Source organism: Holdemania massiliensis AP2 (assembly GCF_000327285.1).
In the GTDB taxonomy this organism is placed as follows: domain Bacteria; phylum Bacillota_I; class Bacilli_A; order Erysipelotrichales; family Erysipelotrichaceae; genus Holdemania; species Holdemania massiliensis.
Genome location: NZ_HE998571.1, coordinates 121,940 through 139,507, shown reverse-complemented (window position 1 = coordinate 139,507; position 17,568 = coordinate 121,940). Strand labels below are relative to the sequence as shown.

Below are 17,568 nucleotides of genomic sequence, written 5' to 3'. Positions count from 1 at the left end.
ACAGAATCCTTGAAGCGAATTGATCAGGATAAAGCTTGCGTAAAGAATTGAAATTCGGTATAATAATAAACGGTACAACAAACATATTTGAACCTGGTCAGGACCGGAAGGTAGCAGCCATAAGAATCCCTGTTTGTGTGTACCCTTTTTATTTTTCTGAATCGAGGTTGAAAATATGCAAGGGAATAAACAACAAAAAAATGATCAATATTTCATGCGTCAGGCAATCAAAGAAGCAATGAAGGCTGAACTGTTGGATGAAGTACCTATCGGAGCAGTCATCGTGCATGATGATAAGATCATCGCCCGCGGACATAATCTGCGCGAAAAGAAACAATCGTCACTCGCTCACGCTGAGATTTTGGCAATAGAAAAGGCCTGTAAAAAAATAGGCTCCTGGCGTTTGGAAGACTGTGTTCTTTATGTGACATTGGAGCCTTGTCCGATGTGTGCCGGCGCGATTCTGCAATCACGAATTGCCAAAGTTGTTTATGGCGCCTCAGATCCGAAAGGCGGCAGTGTTGGAACCTGTTTTAACCTCTATGAAATACCCGGTTTTAATCACTATCCGGAAGTGATCGGCGGAGTTCTTCACGAAGACTGTGCAACGCTGTTAAAGACCTTTTTTAAACGAAAACGCGAACAGAAAAACAAAATAAAAGAACTGAAAACCGACGATTCTTCTCATCTTGAACATGAGAAGGAAAACGGCAAAAAATAACAAGAACGAATGCAGTAAAAAGATGGGTTTTCATTTTAATGACGACTCATTTTTGTTATAATAATGAAGTCAGTGAAGGAGGAATCAGGCATGAGTTATAAAGCGTTATATCGGACCTATCGACCGTCCTCCTTTGAAGAAGTCGTAGGTCAGCAGCATATTGTCACAACGCTGAAAAACGCTGTAAAACAAAATAAAATAGCCCACGCATATCTGTTCTGCGGACCGCGCGGAACTGGGAAAACATCCATTGCCAAGCTGTTGGCAAAAGCCGTGAACTGTGAGGATCAGCAGAATGCTCCATGCAATCAATGCCGCAGCTGTCTGGCGATCCAGCAGGGCAATCATCCTGATATCGTAGAAATTGACGCTGCATCGAATAATGGTGTTGATGAAGTGCGTGAATTAATTGAAAAAGTCAAATATGCGCCTTTGGAAGGTCGATATAAAGTTTATATCATTGACGAAGTTCATATGATGTCTTCGGGTGCGTTCAATGCCTTGTTAAAAACTCTGGAAGAACCCCCGGCTCACGTCATCTTTATTCTGGCAACGACTGAGCCGCAAAAAGTCCTGCCAACGATCATATCCCGCTGTCAGCGTTATGATTTTACCAAAGTCGGACAGAACGAAATCATCTCACGTGTGCGCAGTGTTTTGGAACAGGAACATATTGAATGTGAAGATGAAGCTCTCCGTCTGGTCGCTCAACTGGCAGATGGCGGCATGCGTGATGCCCTGAGCATTATGGATCAATGCATCGCCTATGCGCAGAACCACATTACGGCAGCCCATGTTAATGAAATCTACGGCATTACAACCGTAACGGAAAAAATTGAAATGCTTCAGTGGATATTCCAACATGAAGCCCAGCCGCTGCTGGAAAAAATCCGGATACTGAATGAAAAAGGCGTGGATATCAAACGATTGACATCCGATTTGATTGAAATATTGAAAGAATGCGTTATTTACATCTATACGCAGGATACAACCCTGCTGAATAAAATTGATGAGAAAGAAGCCAATACGATTATCAGCGGAAGAAGTTCGCGGAATTTGCTGGCATTGATTGATATTCTGATGGAAACCCTGGAAAAATATCGTACTGCAAGCAGTGCTGCTTCTTACTTTGAAGTCGCAGTTTTAAAGATGATGGCGGAGCTGGATCAAAGTCGGCGTCCGGCACCGCCGGTCCAGCCTGCTTTTAACCAGCCTGTTATCCAAGCGTCAGCTACACAAAATACGATCCCTGTTGTGAAATCTACGTCCGAAATACAAAACATCCCGCAAATACCGGGTGAGGAAGTTGATTTAACAGAAGACATGCTGTCGGATGAATTGATTCCACCGGCTCCTCAAATATTGGAAGAAAGTATAGGATCAGTTCAGGAGAAACCTGTTGAAGTTCATCCAGAATTGGAAATTCAACCTTTGAATTACGAATTTGTCATGCAGCTGTTAACCGGTGCCAATAAAGAAATGCGGATGAAAGATGAAAATCAATGGAAACTGATTGATCAGAAATGCCGTGATCGGGATCTCAACTGTGCGAGAATTGCGAATCTTTTACGCAATGGAAAAATTGTGGCGAGTGCCGAAAACTACATTTTGATCTGCGTATCCTATCAGGCGTTGGCGAACCAGATCAATGATCCGGCGATGAAGGAACAAATTAATCAATTTTGTTACGAAAATCTGGAAATTAAAAAACAACTCTTTGCGATTACCCAGGAACAGTTTAAAATAGAAACAGACGATTTCCGTATTCGCTCCCGTAACGGAACATTGCCTCAGCCGGCCAATGTCGCTCCGGTAGAAATAGGTAGGGAAATCAAGAAAGAAGACGTAACTGAACAGGAAGAAAATGTGGTTGATAAGCTTTTTGACCTGTTCGGCGCTGAAAATGTCGAAATCATCGAGGAGGAATAACAAATGAACATTCAACATTTATTAAAACAGGCGCAGCAGATGCAGAATCAGATCGGAAAAGTGGAAAAGGAAATTGAAGCCACGGAATACACTGCAACTGCCGGCGGCGATGCGGTGAAAGTAACGCTAACAGGAAAAATGGAAGTAACAGGCATTGAAATCAGTGCCGAGCTGTTATCCGCAGATTCCAAGGAAATGCTTGAAGATACGGTCATGATTGCGGTCAATGCTGCGTTAGCGGCTGCGGTGAAAGATAAAGAAGAACGCATGAACAAGATTACCCAGGGTGTTAAGATGCCGGGAGCTTTCTGATTGCATGTATCCGAAGTCATTTGAACGACTGATTGAATGTTTTCAGCTCTTGCCGGGAGTTGGCGCGAAGACCGCGGAACGATACGCCTTTACCATGCTTGATGCTCCCCAAGAACAAATTGAATTATTTGCACAAGCGTTGATTGGCTGTAAAAAAGATATCAAACGCTGCAGGATTTGCGGTAATATCAGTGATCAGGAAGAATGTCCGATCTGTCAGGACGAAAATCGAAATCCGCGGATGATCTGCGTCGTGCAGTCACCTAAGGATGTCATTGCGATGGAAAAAATGCAGGAATATGCCGGAACTTATCATGTATTAAATGGATTGATATCCACCTCAAAAGGAATTATGCCGGAAGATCTGAACATCGATGCACTCCTGGAGCGAATCACACCGGAAACGGAGGAAGTGATCATTGCCACCAATGCAACGATTGAAGGGGAAACAACGGCACTGTATCTGGATAAGCTGCTGTCAGGCAAAGGTGTTCTCGTCACGCGCATTGCACACGGCCTGCCGATGGGCGGACATCTGGATTATGCCGATGAATTAACACTGATTAAAGCGTTTGAAGGGCGCAAGAGCCTTAAATAAGAGAGAAGGGGTTAACATGAAAACAGATTTACAAATCGCACAGGAAAACACGATGGACAATATCGAAAAAATTGCGAGAAAGGCCAAAATTGATCCTGATTACCTCGAAGTCTATGGCAAAAACAAAGCAAAGATTGATTTGAAGATTATGGATAAGATTGCGGACAACCGTAATGGCAAGCTGATTTTGGTAACTGCGATCAATCCGACTAAAGCGGGGGAAGGAAAATCAACGACCACGATCGGTTTAGTCGATGGATTAGCGCAAATTAACAAAATGGTTATCGGCTGTCTGCGTGAACCTTCTCTGGGCCCGGTTTTTGGCTTAAAAGGCGGAGCGACCGGCGGCGGTTATGCGCAGGTTGTGCCGATGGAAGAAATCAATCTGCATTTTACAGGCGATATGCATGCGATTACAGCCGCAAACAACCTGATCAGTGCAGTCATGGATAATCATATTTATCAGGGCAATGAATTGAATATTGATCCGACCAAGGTTGTCTGGAAACGGTGCTTGGATATGAATGACCGCACGCTGCGCAGCATTACTATTGCTCAGGATAAGAAAACAAACGGGGTAGAGCGAAAAGATGGATTCATCATCACCGTAGCCACTGAAATCATGGCAATCATGTGTCTTTCTAAAGATCTTCAGGATTTTGAAAAGCGTGTCAGCCGTGCTGTTGTTGCCTATACTTATGACGATCAGCCTGTTACGGTAGGCGATCTGAAAGTGGAAGGCGCGGTAACGCTGGTGATGAAGGAAGCACTGAAACCGAATTTGGTGCAGACTCTGGAAAAAACACCGGTCTTTATCCATGGCGGACCTTTTGCCAATATTGCGCATGGCTGCAACAGTCTGATCGCGACCCGTATGGCGCTGAAGCTGTCCGATTACGTCGTAACTGAAGCGGGATTCGGCGCGGATTTAGGGGCTGAAAAATTCTTTGATATCAAGTGCCGTTACGGCGATCTGAAACCGAATGTGGTGGTTATCGTAGCGACAGCCCGCGCCTTGAAGCTGCATGGCGGTGTGCCGGCGGATCAGCTGAAGGAAGAGAACGTCCCAGCGATTCTGGAAGGAATTAAAAATCTGGAAAAACATATAGAGTCAATCAAACAATATCGTGTGCCATATATTGTCGCAATCAATAAGTTCAGTGCGGATACGCAGGCAGAAGTCAATGCGATTCTGAACTGGTGCAAAGATAACGGTCATCGTGTTGTCTTGTCTGATGCCTGGGCCAGCGGTGGTGCCGGAGCCGTAGATTTGGCGCAGGAAGTGGTCAGAATGTGTGAAGAAGACTCCAAATTTGAACCATTATACGATCTGGATCTCTCACTGGAAGAAAAGATCGGAACGATTGTGCGGAAGATTTATGGCGGACGTTCCGTAATTTTCAGTGATCGAGCGAAAGCTCAGCTGGAGGAATACAAACAGGCTGGATGGGATAAGCTGCCTGTCTGCATGGCTAAAACACCGAATTCATTAACAGATGATGCCAAGATCGTGGGTCGTCCAACTGATTTTGATATTCATGTTCAGGAACTGCGAATTTCTGCGGGAGCCGGTTTCGTGGTTGTCCTGACTGGAAATATCATGACGATGCCAGGTTTGCCGAAAGATCCGGCAGCTCTGCACATGGGAATGAATGAAAAGGGAATTTCGTACGGAATTTTCTAAAATAGAATGAGAATTAGAAATGAGACCATTAAGGTTTCATTTTTTAGTTCTTATACTTGAAAAAAAATCATGCTATAAAATTGCTGATCTGATACAAACTGGTGGGCTCTGTTGTTCGAAATTTTTAGAGCTGCAACATGAAACTGGTGGAAGAAATTAAATTTGAATATAACAAAAAACTGGGAGATATTTCAAATGAAACAGACTGCAGGCAGTATTTCTGTCGAAGGAAAACATATCGTAAAAGATTTTCGGATGGGTACTACAACAACAAAGGTGTTCAAAGACATTTCAATAAAGGTTATGCGTGGAGAATTTGTGTCGATTATGATGACTCATTCTCCGGAAGCTGCAAAAAGCAGCAGCCGAATCATTACCGTACAGGACGGAATCCTAGTCTAAGAAGGGTAGAAAAAACAATCAGTCTATTGGAAGGAAAAGGATACAGGTTACACATAAAGCATTGGCATACGATCTTGTTGCACGGTAGTCCGATGCAGCGGGTACCCCAATATATAGAAAAGCTTGTTGGCAGGTGAATAATTATACAAAAACGATTGACATTCCCCTGTGGGGGAGGCTTTATGATAGATACAGGAGGTAAGCGCTGTGTACAAGATTGGTGAATTTTCTAAAATTACAGGACTGACAGTTAAAGCGTTACGATACTATGATGAACAAGAAATTTTAGTACCTTCCATAAGGTGCGAAAACAGTTATCGTATTTATAGTGAGCAGGATTTTGAAAAGGCAAGAATGATAAAATTATTACGTTCCTTTGAATTTTCTATATCAGAAATAAAAGAGGTGTTGAGCCTATGCGAAAGTATTGATGATTTGTATTATGTACTGCGTGAAAAGCAGGAAAGGATTAAACGAAATATAAAAAGCGAGCAGAAACAAATTGAAGAATTAGAGAAGCATCTTTCTCCCGGAAATAGAGCTTTACCAAAACCTAGTTATGAAATAACCGTAAAGGAAGTTGCCGCGGTCCATGTTGCTTCTATTCGGTTTAAAGGACAGTATTATGATTTGGATCGATATGTTCCAATGCTATATAAAGCGGTAAAAGGATTAAATGCCGGGCCGCATTTTAATATTTACTATGATGAAGCTTGTACGGAAGAAGCGGATATAGAATTATGTGTCTCAATAAGACAGTCTATATCAATTTTAAACAGCGGCATAACGCAAAAGAAATTACATGCACTAAAAGCCTTATCTACTGTTCATAGAGGTCCATATGAACATCTAAAATACGCATACAAAGCTCTATTTGATTATGCTGCATTACATAGCCTAACCCTGTTAACACCATCAAGAGAGATATATATACACGGTCCAGGAATGTTGTTCAAAGGAAACCCAAACAATTATCAAACTGAAATCTTGATACCCTATTCAACCACTGAAAGTGAGAAGAAAAATGAAAAAAATAATTGAGAACTTTCAACCACTTGGCGGAAAACATTGTATCACCAGTTCGCTAAGCCAAATATTTAATTTTTATGGATATCCGTTATCGGAAGAATTGTTATTTGGGATCGGTGAGGGATTAGATTTTACTTATATAAATCTTGCACATTCACCAATGGTAAGCGGACGTTCTAAAGTTTTAGAATTGGAAAATGTTTTATCCAATCATCTTGGGATCGAAATAAAATGTAAGAAGAGCAAGGATAATGACAAAATTTTTGAAGCAACTAAAAGGATGATAGATAAAAATCAACCTGTATTCGTTTATGTGGATATGCCGTATCTTCCTTATTTGTCTATGGATATTAACAGCCATTTTGGCGGTCATGCGATTGTTTTGTTTGGATATGATGATGAACAGGGAGTTTTTTATGTTAGTGATCGTGATCACTCCACTCATCCTATTAGAACACCGAAAGGAATGATTGCTGACAATTATCATTTAGTCAGTTATGAGCAAATGAAGACTGCACGGGCAAGTTCTTCTCGTCCGTTTCCGGCCAATAATAAGTATCTCACATTCGATTTTACAAACTTTCATGGTATAAATAAAATTTGCTTGCTCAGTGCCATAACAGCGGTTTGCAATAAAATGTTAAATCCTGCTGCGAAACTAAAAGGAATTTATGGAATTGATAAATTCTCAAAAGAAATATTGAAATGGACTTCTTTTGAGAACACAAAAATGAGAGTTGCAGGAATAACAAATTATTTTCAAATCAGTGCAGACGGTGGTACTGGCGGCGGAATTTTCCGAAAAATGTATGGTAACTTTTTGATTGAAGCTGCCGAATTGCTTGATTATAGCCGCATCAGAGTAATAGGACGACAATTTCTGACTTTATCTGACCAGTGGGATAATGTTGCAGATGATATGTGGAAATTATCTCAAAGTGGTCAAAGTGAACTCTTAAATCAAATATCTAAAAAAACAATAGGATTGCATGATACTGAATTTGAATTACTCTCAAAATTAGCACAAGAATGTGCCATAGGCTTACTGGAGCTACAATGAAGAATACATCTGAACTCATATTAAGGGATAGATTCAAATGGCATGCACCGCAAGACGTGCAATGTTTCTGCTAATCTTGAAAATATACGAAACAGTAACAATGTTAAACGATAAAATAAAAGAAAGAAGCTAATGTGTATCGTCCAAAATCTTATAGAGATAAGTCTAACCGTGGTTTTGAAATAGCGATAATATAAAATCGTGTAGGGTTTATAAAAAAAGCAATAAAAGCATATAAGGTAGGATAATAAAGGGGGGTTTGCTTTCTCTCAATAGTTAAAATTCTTTCTCTATGGTTGATCGTAGATTCTAAATTAGGAAATACGAGAGATTTACGCACGAGTCCAAAGGGGAGTGATAAAATCATAGTCGAAAACAAAATTCTGGAAATCCGACTTGTTCAACTTTGTTTTCTTTTCACAGCCCCTGGAAAATGGTAAAATAATAAACATAGAGGTGAGTTTTCATGGCATCCATCGCATACATTACAGACCGCAATATGATTGAATTTCATCGTCTTAACGGGAATCGGACGATGAATTTCTGGCGTCCCAGCAATTCTAAGAAATTTACCGATTTCAAACCGGGTGACTTGTTGTTTTTTCTTGCGAAAGGCAGTGAGCGCGGCCGGCACAGGGAAAAGGGAATAGCCGGTTACGGACGCTTTCAGAAAGCCCATACGCTCAGCTTTCGGCAGATGTGGAATGTCTATGGGACGGAAAACGGATATGCCAGTGAAGAGGAACTTTACGATGCCATTGTCAAAGTGTCCAAAAATAAGAAAATGCCGAAACTGATGAATTGTCTGTATCTCACCGATGTTGTCTTTTTTCAGGCTCCGATCTATTTAAGCGAGATCGGCGTGGAAATTTCCAATAAAGTGGAAAGCTATATTTATCTGGACAAAGAAGATCCGCAGGCGACATCCAAAGTGCTGAACAAAGCCAAGGAAACCGGCGTCGATATGTGGATGGCTGCGATGAGTGAAACACTGGGTCAGAATTTTGACCTGGAAGAAGAACAGATCAAGCATCAGCTGTCGCAGATCATGGAAAAAATCAGCGACTCCTTCTATACTGAAAGTGAAAAGAAAAGACTGCGTCGCTTAGCGAGACAGATCATGGATCAAAAGGCGGAAGAGAAAAAAATCACCGAGCTGATCAAAGGCAGTAAGACAGAACTGGTCTGTTACACAGGAGAAAGGATTGAAATCCTGATCCCTTTCGTCTATACTTCAAAAGACTTCTATCGGAAACTTCAATATCTGATCGGCCACTGCGCGCTGATGAAGCAGGAGTTTTCCCGATGGAGCGAATATCACATTCCGCTGCATTTTGAGATCGTCGCAGAAGAGAGCCTGCCGGAAGAAGTCAAGCGGGCAATTGACGCTCTGAATCAGGGAGAAGAAAGGATTTGATCAACCATGCTGGATGTCATTGTTGTCGGCGGCGGTCATGCCGGAATTGAAGCGGCGCTGATCGCGGCACGTTTGGGCTGTGAAACGGCGCTGATTTCATTAAGTTTGGAAAATATCGGAAAGATGCCCTGCAACCCTTCCGTCGGCGGGCCTGCCAAAGGGATCGTCGTTCGCGAAATTGATGCCTTAGGCGGACAGATGGGTATCACTGCTGATCAAACAGCTCTGCAGTTTAAAATGTTAAATACAACCAAAGGCCCAGGTGTACAGTCCTTACGGGTTCAGTCAGATAAAGTGGCCTATGCCAAACGGATGCAGGAAGAGATTCAGAAGCAGGAGCATTTACAGCTGATTCTGGGGCTTTGTACTGGAATTACGGTGGACGAGGGCAAGGTTACCGGAATTCGCATGGAAGACGGGCAGCAGCTGCAAGCCAAAGCTGTGATCCTCACCACCGGAACCTATATGAGCTCTTCCGTCATGATCAGCAGCGAAGTGACGCCCAGCGGTCCGGATGGAGAACCCACGACGAATCAACTCTCAGAATCGCTGCGGGAAGCGGGCTTGCGTACCTTCCGTTTAAAAACCGGAACGCCGCCGCGGGTGCTGACGGCATCCATTGATTTTTCAAAGACAACGCCTCAGCCGGGAAGTGATCAGTTTGTCGCCTTTTCTACAACGACAACGCAAATTCGTGAATTTGAAAAGCAGAAGCTCTGTTATCTAACCTACACTACTTTGAAAACCCATGAGCTGATCCTGGCCAATCTCAAGAAGTCCAGTATGTATTCCGGGGTCGTCAAGGGAGTGGGGCCCCGTTATTGTCCTTCCATTGAGGATAAGCTGGTGCGTTTTGCGGACAAGCCGCGGCATCAGATCTTCCTGGAGCCGGAATCCGAATCGCTGGATACGACGTACATTCAGGGTTTTTCCACTTCCTTGCCGCGCGATCTGCAGGAACAAATGGTGCATTCCTTGCCAGGCCTGGAACAGGCGGTAATTGAAAAATACGCCTATGCGATTGAATATGATGCGGTGGATCCGCTGCAGCTGAAGCCTTCACTGGAAATCCTGACGATTGAAAATCTGTTTACTGCCGGTCAGATTAATGGCACCTCCGGTTACGAAGAAGCCGCGGCTCAGGGATTAATGGCCGGGATTAATGCCGTGCTGAAACTACGTAATCAACCGCCGCTCGTTTTGCGTCGCGATGAAGCCTACATCGGCGTCATGATTGACGACCTGGTCACCAAAGGCACGCAGGAACCCTATCGGCTGTTAACCTCCAGAGCCGAGTTTCGCTTACTGCTGCGGCATGACAATGCCGATCAGCGCTTAATGCACTACGGTTATCAGCTGGGCAGCATCAGTGAAGAACGCTGGCAGGATTATCAACATCGCCGCACGTTGGTGGACGATCTCAAAACCAGACTGAAAGCTTGTCGTCTGACACCGAAAAGTCCGATTCAGTCAGCCTTGGAAGCGGCTGGATATCCAGCTTTGAGCGAGGGCATCAGTGCGGAGGAACTCATCCGGCGGCCGCACATGACGATTTCCGCGCTGCAGCCAGCTTTGGATTTTGACGTTGATGCCACTGCCGCGGCCCAGACTGAAATCGAACTGAAATATGAAGGCTATATCACCAAGGCACGCAAAGAAGCGGAGAAAATGATGGCCATGGATCATGTGATCCTGCCTCAGAATCTCGATTACGATCAGGTCCAGCATCTTTCGCTGGAAGGCCGTCAGAAGCTGAAAGCGATCCAGCCGCATACGCTGGGCCAGGCATCACGAATCTCCGGCGTTTCGCCGGCCGACATCGCCATGCTGGCGATGGTTTTAGAACAACGTCACAGAAAGGAACAAATTCAATGAAACCAGAAGAAGTGATTTCCCGCGTCTGCGTCTACGGCTTGGAAGAAAGCGTGCGCGGAAGCAAATACCCGATGGCCACCGATCTGAGCAAAGTCAGTGAGGACATCACACCGACCGTCGTCAAGCTGGCTACCAGCCGGCAGGGCGAAGGCCATGACAATTTTATGAACGGCATTCTCGTCCAGATGGATCTGACATTGACTAACAAAGCCTGGGTGGAAGCTGAACGCTATCATTTCCTCGACTTTGTATCCAGCCAGTCCACAATGCACCGGATTACAAAGTTCGATCTCGACAGTGCGTATATCGACTATGTGGATCCGCGGATGATCGACATCATGAAGGAAAAGGTTCAGGCTTACAATGAACTGCAGGCTCAGCTGAAGGAAACCGAAGATCCGAAACAGAAACAGGCGCTGCAGGCGGAGCTGAACGAACGCTATTTACAGATTTTATATTCCAATCCCTGCGGTTTCCGCATCACCGCGCGCATGACGACCAACTACCGTCAGCTTAAGACCATCTATCTGCAGCGGCGGACGCATCGGCTGCCGGAATGGCGGGCTTTCTGTGCCTGGATCGAAACCCTGCCGCACAGTGAATTCATTACGGGCAAGACCGAATAACCCCTCTCATAAATCACGGAAGCCTGGCATAAAGTAAGGGTGAAGGAGAGCGAGCTTATGCATATTAAACGAATTCTGATCGCCGTCTTCGTGATCCTGCTGATCTTCGCCGGCTGTCATCCGCACAAACAAAGCAGTCAGCTAAGCGAAGTCCGGGCGGCCTGGATCTCTTACATCGAATTATCAACAATTCTGGATAACCGCAGCGAAGCGGAGTACGTCAGCGGCGTCAAAACAATGCTGGAGAATCTGAAAGCGATGAACTTCAATACCGTTTATGTTCATGCTTCTGCCTTTACGGATGCTTATTACCCTTCACAATATTATCCAGCTGCGCAGTATGTTGCCGGACAGATTGGCCAACAGGTCAGTTATGATCCGTTCGGTCTGTTTGTTGAACAGGCTCATCAAGCAGGTTTTCATATTGAAGCCTGGATCAATCCGATGCGCTCGTTCCGTACGGATCAGGAAAGTCAGATACCGGCTGACTGTATCATCGGCCAATGGCTGAAGGATGCCTCCATGCGAGGAACACGGATCGTCAGTGAAGGCGATCGCTGGTATCTCAATCCAGCCTATTCAGAAGTCCGCGATCTAATCTGTGCGGTGGCGAAGGAACTGGCGCAGAACTATCCGATTGATGGTCTGCATATGGATGACTATTTCTACCCTGACGGCGTGACCGCGGATTTTGATCGAACCGCTTATCAAGCTTACCAACAGACCGGCGGTGGGTTGTCATTGGGCGATTGGCGGCGGCAGAATATCAATGAAATGGTTGCCAGTCTGTATGCCACAGTGAAACAGGTTGATAACAAGATCCAGGTCGGCATCAGTCCGGCCGGGAATCTGGAATATTCGGTGGAAAGCATTTATGGCGATGTCCGGGAATGGGTCAGTCGTGACGGCTACCTGGACTACATTCTGCCGCAGATCTATTTTGGTTATGAACATGGCACGCTGCCGTTTGATCAATGCCTGAAGCAATGGGAAGACTTGACCCGCGGAACTTCGACGCAGCTGATCGTCGGCCTAGCCGCGTATAAAATCAATACCGTAGACAACTACGCTAAGGACGGCAAATATGAATGGCAGCAGCATGATGATATCCTTAAGCGTCAGATCGCGCAGCTGCGCGAACACAAGGACGTTGCGGGGTTCTCCATTTTCAGTTACAATTCTCTGTTTCGCCCGGATGCCGAGAACGCCGAACAGGTCAGCCGTGAGTTGGAGAATGTTCGGGAACTGATCGTAGAAGCCAAGTAGAAGTATTAAACAGAATAAAAGCGATAGACTGGCTGAAATGGGAAGCTCATGGGCCGAACCCCAGGCCGAAACAAGATCACAGGTTAAAGCAGAGAACTGTGAACTTGGAAATGCAGTTTATCACCATTCTTAAAGCGATCATCAGAAAGAATTGACTGGGTTCATTCCCAGTTTTTTCTTGCCTTCGCTGCCCTGTTTTCGGCTGCGGAAACGGGCATATCTTTTCCTTTGCGCCCGCAAGTTATGTATAATAAGCACACAATGCCCGGATACCCTGGCTACCGTTGTTCAAAGATAGTGATGCTGAACAGGCTGAAAGTCAGGGGCAGAAAGATCGGGGTCAAGTAATGAAGATGGGAAAAGGAGAATGTCAATGAAGATCATCAAACGAGATCAGAGCTTTCAGATTTATGACCGTCAGAAAATCAGCCGGGCAGTCAGCGCGGCGTTTGAAAGCGTGGGTCATTCGTTATCCGAAGTTCAGAAGGAAGTCCTTCTGGATCAGGTGGAGGTGCAGATCCGCACTGCAGGGGAAATTGCCCCGGTCAGTGTGGAACAGATCCAGGATTGGGTAGAACAGGCCTTAATGCAGCAGGGATGTTACGAAGAAGCACGGCACTATATTCTGTACCGTCAGGAACATGCTCAGCTGCGCGGACAGATCGATCAGCTGCGCCGGATTATACCAGATGATGAAATTCTGGCCTGCTGCCGTCAGCTGCAGCGGGATTTTACTCAGCCGGGAATGTCGTTGGCGGTTCTGATTCAGAAGGTTCAGGCGTTTTCAAAAGAGAAGATGAAGCGTTCCCAACAGCTCGATAATCTGATTCGCGCCTGCATTGAGCTGGTCAGTCAGGAAGCACCGCAATGGGAGATGGCGGCGGCTCGGTTTATGATGATCAAGCTGCGCCGCGCTGTCAGTCAGCGAATGGAACGGCAGGGAATCCGCACGTTAGCGCAGAAATTGTTATATCTGGAAGCACAGGGCCTGTTAAATCCAATGCTGTCCGAGAATTACAGCTATAAGGATTTAGCTCAATTGGAACAAGCGATGGACCCGCACCGTGACGAATTGTTCAATGCCAGCGGTCTGGAGCTTTTAATCAAGCGCTATCTGATTCATGATCACCAGGGAGAAGTGCTGGAGCTGCCGCAGGAAATGTTTATGGGCATCGCGATGCATCTGGCGATTCCTGAGAAGGAAAATCGGGTTGAATGGGCGATCCGGATCTATGATGTCCTGAGTCAGCTGCAGGTGACGATGGCCACGCCGACACTGGCCAATGCCCGCAAACCGCAGGCTCAGCTGGCTTCCTGTTTCATTGACGTCGTTCCGGATTCACTTAAAGGAATTTATAAGTCGCTGGACAGCTTTGCCCAGATTTCCAAACAAGGCGGCGGGATGGGCTTATACTTCGGAAAAGTCCGGGCTTCCGGCAGCGATATCCGCGGTTTCCAGGGTGCGGCCGGCGGCGTGCTGCGCTGGATTCGGCTCGTCAATGATACCGCTGTGGCTGTTGATCAGCTGGGAGTGCGTCAGGGTGCGGTTGCGGTCTATCTGGACTGCTGGCACAGAGATCTGCCGGAATTTCTTCAGATCCGCACCAACAACGGGGATGATCGGATGAAAGCACACGACGTTTTCCCGGCCGTCTGTTATCCGGATTTATTCTGGCGGATGGCGAAGGAAAGTCTGGATCAAAACTGGTATCTGATGTGTCCGCATCAAATCCAGAGTGTCAAAGGCTATGCGCTGGAAGACTGTACTGGGGCATTATGGGAACAGCGCTACCACGAATGCGTAGACGATCCGCGCATTGAAAAGCGTGTGATCCTGCTGAAAGATCTGGTCCGTCTAATTTTGAAATCGGCGGCGGAAACAGGAACACCGTTTGTCTTCAACCGCGATGCGGTCAATGCGATGAATCCCAATGGCCATCGTGGGGTGATTTACTGTTCCAATCTGTGTACGGAAATTGCGCAGAACATTCAGCCCATGGGTGAAATTGAAACTCGGTTAGTGGATATCGATGGCGATGCCGTGATCGTGGAACAGGCCAAAGCCGGAGAAATGGTGGTCTGCAATCTGGCATCGCTGAATCTTGGCCGGCTGAATACTGAAGATGAAGCCGAGCTGCGTTCCGTCATAGAAGTGACGGTCCGGGCGCTGGATAATGTGATCGATCTCAATGCTTATCCTCTGCCGCAGGCTCAGCGGACCTCGCAGCAATGGCGGGCAATCGGTTTGGGTGTCAGCGGACTGCATCACTGGCTGGCCAAACGTTCGGTTTTCTTTGAATCGGAAGAACATCTCAAAGCCACAGATGCTTTGTTTGAGGCAATCAACTACAACGCGATCCGCGCCAGTCTGAAGCTGGCTCAGGAAAAAGGCCGGTATGCCTATTTTGAAGGCTCTGACTGGCAGACCGGAGCCTATTTTACGAAACGTCACTATCAATCTCCGGCCTGGCAGGCGCTGGCTAAGGAAGTCTCGAAGCAGGGTTTACGCAATGGCTGGCTGTTAGCCATCGCCCCGACGAGCTCCACTTCAGTAATCGCCGGAACCAGTGCCGGCGTTGATCCGATCATGAACAAGTTTTTCTTAGAGGAAAAAAAGGGCAGCATCATCGCCCGTGTAGCGCCGGAGCTGAACGATCAGACCTATTGGTATTACAAAAAGGCACATCAGATCGATCAGACCTGGGTTGTCCGAGCCGCCGCCGTCCGGCAGCGGCATATTGACCAGGCTCAATCCGTGAATCTTTATATCACCACGGATTATTCGCTGCGGGATTTGTTGAACCTGATGATTCTGGCTTGGGAAAAAGGCGTCAAGACGCTGTATTATGTCCGCAGTCAGTCGCTGGAGGTGGAAGAGTGCGAATCCTGTTCTGCTTAAACAAAACTTGTAGAGAAATCCGCTTGCGGCTGCGCAATCTTTCAATATTGACAGCTTTTAATAGGAATTCCGCGGTGATTTTGTGCAAGCTTAGACTCGATTAAGGAGGAACTATCATGTCTGAACAACTCAAACGCAAAGCTCTGTTTAATGCTCAGGGCGATACTGACGTGCGGCTGCGCCGGATGATCAATGGCAACACAACCAATCTCAACGATTTCAACACACTGAAGTATGGCTGGGTATCTGACTGGTACCGCCAGGCTATGAATAATTTCTGGATTCCCGAAGAAATCAATCTCGGTCAGGATCTCAAGGATTATCCGAAACTGGAACCCGCTGTGAAGACCGCTCTCGATAAAACTTTATCGTTTCTGATCTTCCTCGACAGTATCCAGACGGCCAATCTGCCGAATATTGGGGAAGTGATCACGGCCAATGAAATCAATCTCTGTCTGACAATTCAGGCCTTTCAGGAAGCAGTGCATTCGCAAAGTTACAGCTATATGCTCGATTCCTTCTGTTCTCCGGATCAGCGCACAGAAATTCTGTACCAGTGGAAAGAAGATCCGCGCTTATTGAAACGGAATGAGTTTATCGGCGGTCTGTATAATGAATTTATCGAACAGCGGACGCCGCTGCAGCTGATGAAAACGCTCATGGCCAACTATATCCTGGAAGGCATCTACTTCTATTCCGGCTTCATGTTTTTCTACAACCTTGGCCGAATGGGACTGATGCCGGGTTCAGTCCAGGAAATCCGCTACATCAACCGTGATGAAAATACTCATCTGTGGCTGTTCCGCAGCATCATCCTGGAACTGCGCAAAGAAGAACCGCAGCTATTTGTCCCGGAATATGAGCAGCTATATCGGGATATGCTGAAGCAGGGAGTTGAGGAGGAAATCGAATGGGGCTGTTCGATTCTCGGCGATGAGATTCCCGGATTAAACAAGACGATGATCCGCGATTATATCCACTATCTCGGCAATCTTCGAGCGAAAGCGATTGGTTTGGATCTGATCTATCCGGGGGAAGAAGAGGAACCTTCCTCCATGAAATGGGTCAGCCAGTATGCCAACGCCAATCTGATCAAAACGGATTTCTTTGAAGCCCGTTCCAGTGCCTATGCCAAAGCTTCCGCCCTCAAAGATGACCTGTAAGCCGCTTTCAGCCTTGTTTTAAAGCGATTTTCCGCAAGAACAGATCGTTCAGGAATTGACATTGGAAACGGGTGTTGATATGATTAGACTATCGACATCGTTCGATATTTGTGGAAGGAGAAAGAAATTACCATGAAAAAGTTTTTAGCACTTGCTCTGGCAGGCATGATGGTTCTGTCGATGAGCGCTTGCGGAAGCAAGGATAAGGGCGGCGACGCAGCTGGCTACAAAGACGGCACATACACATCAACACAGAAGGGCAACAACGGCGACGTTACTGTCGAAGTAAAAATCGAAGGCGGCAAGATCACCAGCGTTACAACTCCGGAACAGGCTGAAACAGCAGGTCTGGGCGACGTAGCGATGGAAAAAGTCTGTGCTGCTATCGTAGAAGCAAACTCTGCAGAAGTTGATACCATTTCCGGTGCGACCAATTCTTCCAACGCTGTCATCAAAGGCGTTACAGAATGCTTAGGTCAGGCGAAATAAGGAAATTATAAGAAACCTCTATTCTTTCATTAAAAGCGTGAACAACTGTTATTGAAAGTGGGGAAGATGAGTCAGCATGTCCGACTCATCTTTTTTTT

At 46.0% G+C, this 17,568-nt stretch carries 15 protein-coding genes and 1 other RNA gene; all 16 read left to right on the top strand.

Features of this window, described 5'->3' with window-relative positions; translation table 11 throughout:
* Positions 1-61 precede the first annotated feature (61 nt).
* Positions 62-158: signal recognition particle sRNA small type (ffs, locus tag BN162_RS18465), an RNA gene on the top strand.
* A gap of 17 nt (positions 159-175) precedes the next feature.
* Positions 176-721, top strand: a complete 546-nt coding sequence (tadA, locus tag BN162_RS16290) for a tRNA adenosine(34) deaminase TadA (protein ID WP_020226198.1) — start codon at positions 176-178, stop codon at positions 719-721.
* Positions 722-811: 90 nt separating this feature from the next.
* A complete protein-coding gene (gene dnaX / locus BN162_RS16285; RefSeq protein WP_020226197.1) occupies positions 812-2,650 on the top strand; it encodes a DNA polymerase III subunit gamma/tau in 1,839 nt (612 codons plus the stop codon).
* Between the two features lie 3 nt (positions 2,651-2,653).
* Positions 2,654-2,962, top strand: a complete 309-nt coding sequence (locus BN162_RS16280) for a YbaB/EbfC family nucleoid-associated protein (RefSeq protein WP_020226196.1) — start codon at positions 2,654-2,656, stop codon at positions 2,960-2,962.
* A gap of 4 nt (positions 2,963-2,966) precedes the next feature.
* Positions 2,967-3,560 (top strand): recombination mediator RecR, encoded by a 594-nt coding sequence (gene recR / locus BN162_RS16275; protein ID WP_020226195.1) that lies wholly within the window; start codon positions 2,967-2,969, stop codon positions 3,558-3,560.
* 16 nt (positions 3,561-3,576) lie between these two features.
* Positions 3,577-5,244 (top strand): formate--tetrahydrofolate ligase, encoded by a 1,668-nt coding sequence (locus BN162_RS16270; protein WP_020226194.1) that lies wholly within the window; start codon positions 3,577-3,579, stop codon positions 5,242-5,244.
* Positions 5,245-5,439: 195 nt separating this feature from the next.
* Positions 5,440-5,646, top strand: coding sequence for a hypothetical protein (locus BN162_RS16265; RefSeq protein WP_020226193.1), 207 nt, complete (start codon positions 5,440-5,442; stop codon positions 5,644-5,646).
* A gap of 207 nt (positions 5,647-5,853) precedes the next feature.
* The gene (locus BN162_RS16260) at positions 5,854-6,687 is read left to right on the top strand and encodes a MerR family transcriptional regulator (protein WP_020226192.1); all 834 of its coding nucleotides are present in this window, start codon (positions 5,854-5,856) and stop codon (positions 6,685-6,687) included.
* Complete coding sequence (locus BN162_RS16255; RefSeq protein WP_020226191.1) at positions 6,671-7,735, top strand: BtrH N-terminal domain-containing protein; 1,065 nt, start codon at positions 6,671-6,673, stop codon at positions 7,733-7,735. Before BN162_RS16260 ends, BN162_RS16255 begins: the two co-directional genes overlap by 17 nt.
* Positions 7,736-8,201: 466 nt before the next feature.
* A complete protein-coding gene (locus tag BN162_RS16250; protein WP_020226190.1) occupies positions 8,202-9,152 on the top strand; it encodes a hypothetical protein in 951 nt (316 codons plus the stop codon).
* Positions 9,153-9,158: 6 nt separating this feature from the next.
* Positions 9,159-11,027 (top strand): tRNA uridine-5-carboxymethylaminomethyl(34) synthesis enzyme MnmG, encoded by a 1,869-nt coding sequence (mnmG, locus tag BN162_RS16245; RefSeq protein ID WP_020226189.1) that lies wholly within the window; start codon positions 9,159-9,161, stop codon positions 11,025-11,027.
* Complete coding sequence (locus BN162_RS16240; RefSeq protein WP_020226188.1) at positions 11,024-11,653, top strand: hypothetical protein; 630 nt, start codon at positions 11,024-11,026, stop codon at positions 11,651-11,653. Before mnmG ends, BN162_RS16240 begins: the two co-directional genes overlap by 4 nt.
* Positions 11,654-11,710: 57 nt before the next feature.
* Positions 11,711-12,919: a glycoside hydrolase family 10-like protein gene (locus BN162_RS16235; protein WP_020226187.1), complete on the top strand. Its 1,209-nt coding sequence runs from the start codon at positions 11,711-11,713 to the stop codon at positions 12,917-12,919.
* A gap of 373 nt (positions 12,920-13,292) precedes the next feature.
* Positions 13,293-15,818 (top strand): ribonucleoside-diphosphate reductase subunit alpha, encoded by a 2,526-nt coding sequence (locus tag BN162_RS16230; RefSeq protein ID WP_020226186.1) that lies wholly within the window; start codon positions 13,293-13,295, stop codon positions 15,816-15,818.
* 116 nt (positions 15,819-15,934) lie between these two features.
* Complete coding sequence (locus tag BN162_RS16225; RefSeq protein WP_020226185.1) at positions 15,935-16,981, top strand: ribonucleotide-diphosphate reductase subunit beta; 1,047 nt, start codon at positions 15,935-15,937, stop codon at positions 16,979-16,981.
* Between the two features lie 132 nt (positions 16,982-17,113).
* Positions 17,114-17,470 carry an FMN-binding protein gene (locus BN162_RS16220; RefSeq protein WP_020226184.1) on the top strand — a complete coding sequence of 119 codons (357 nt, stop codon included), beginning with the start codon at positions 17,114-17,116 and terminating at the stop codon, positions 17,468-17,470.
* The last annotated feature ends 98 nt before the right edge of the window (positions 17,471-17,568 follow it).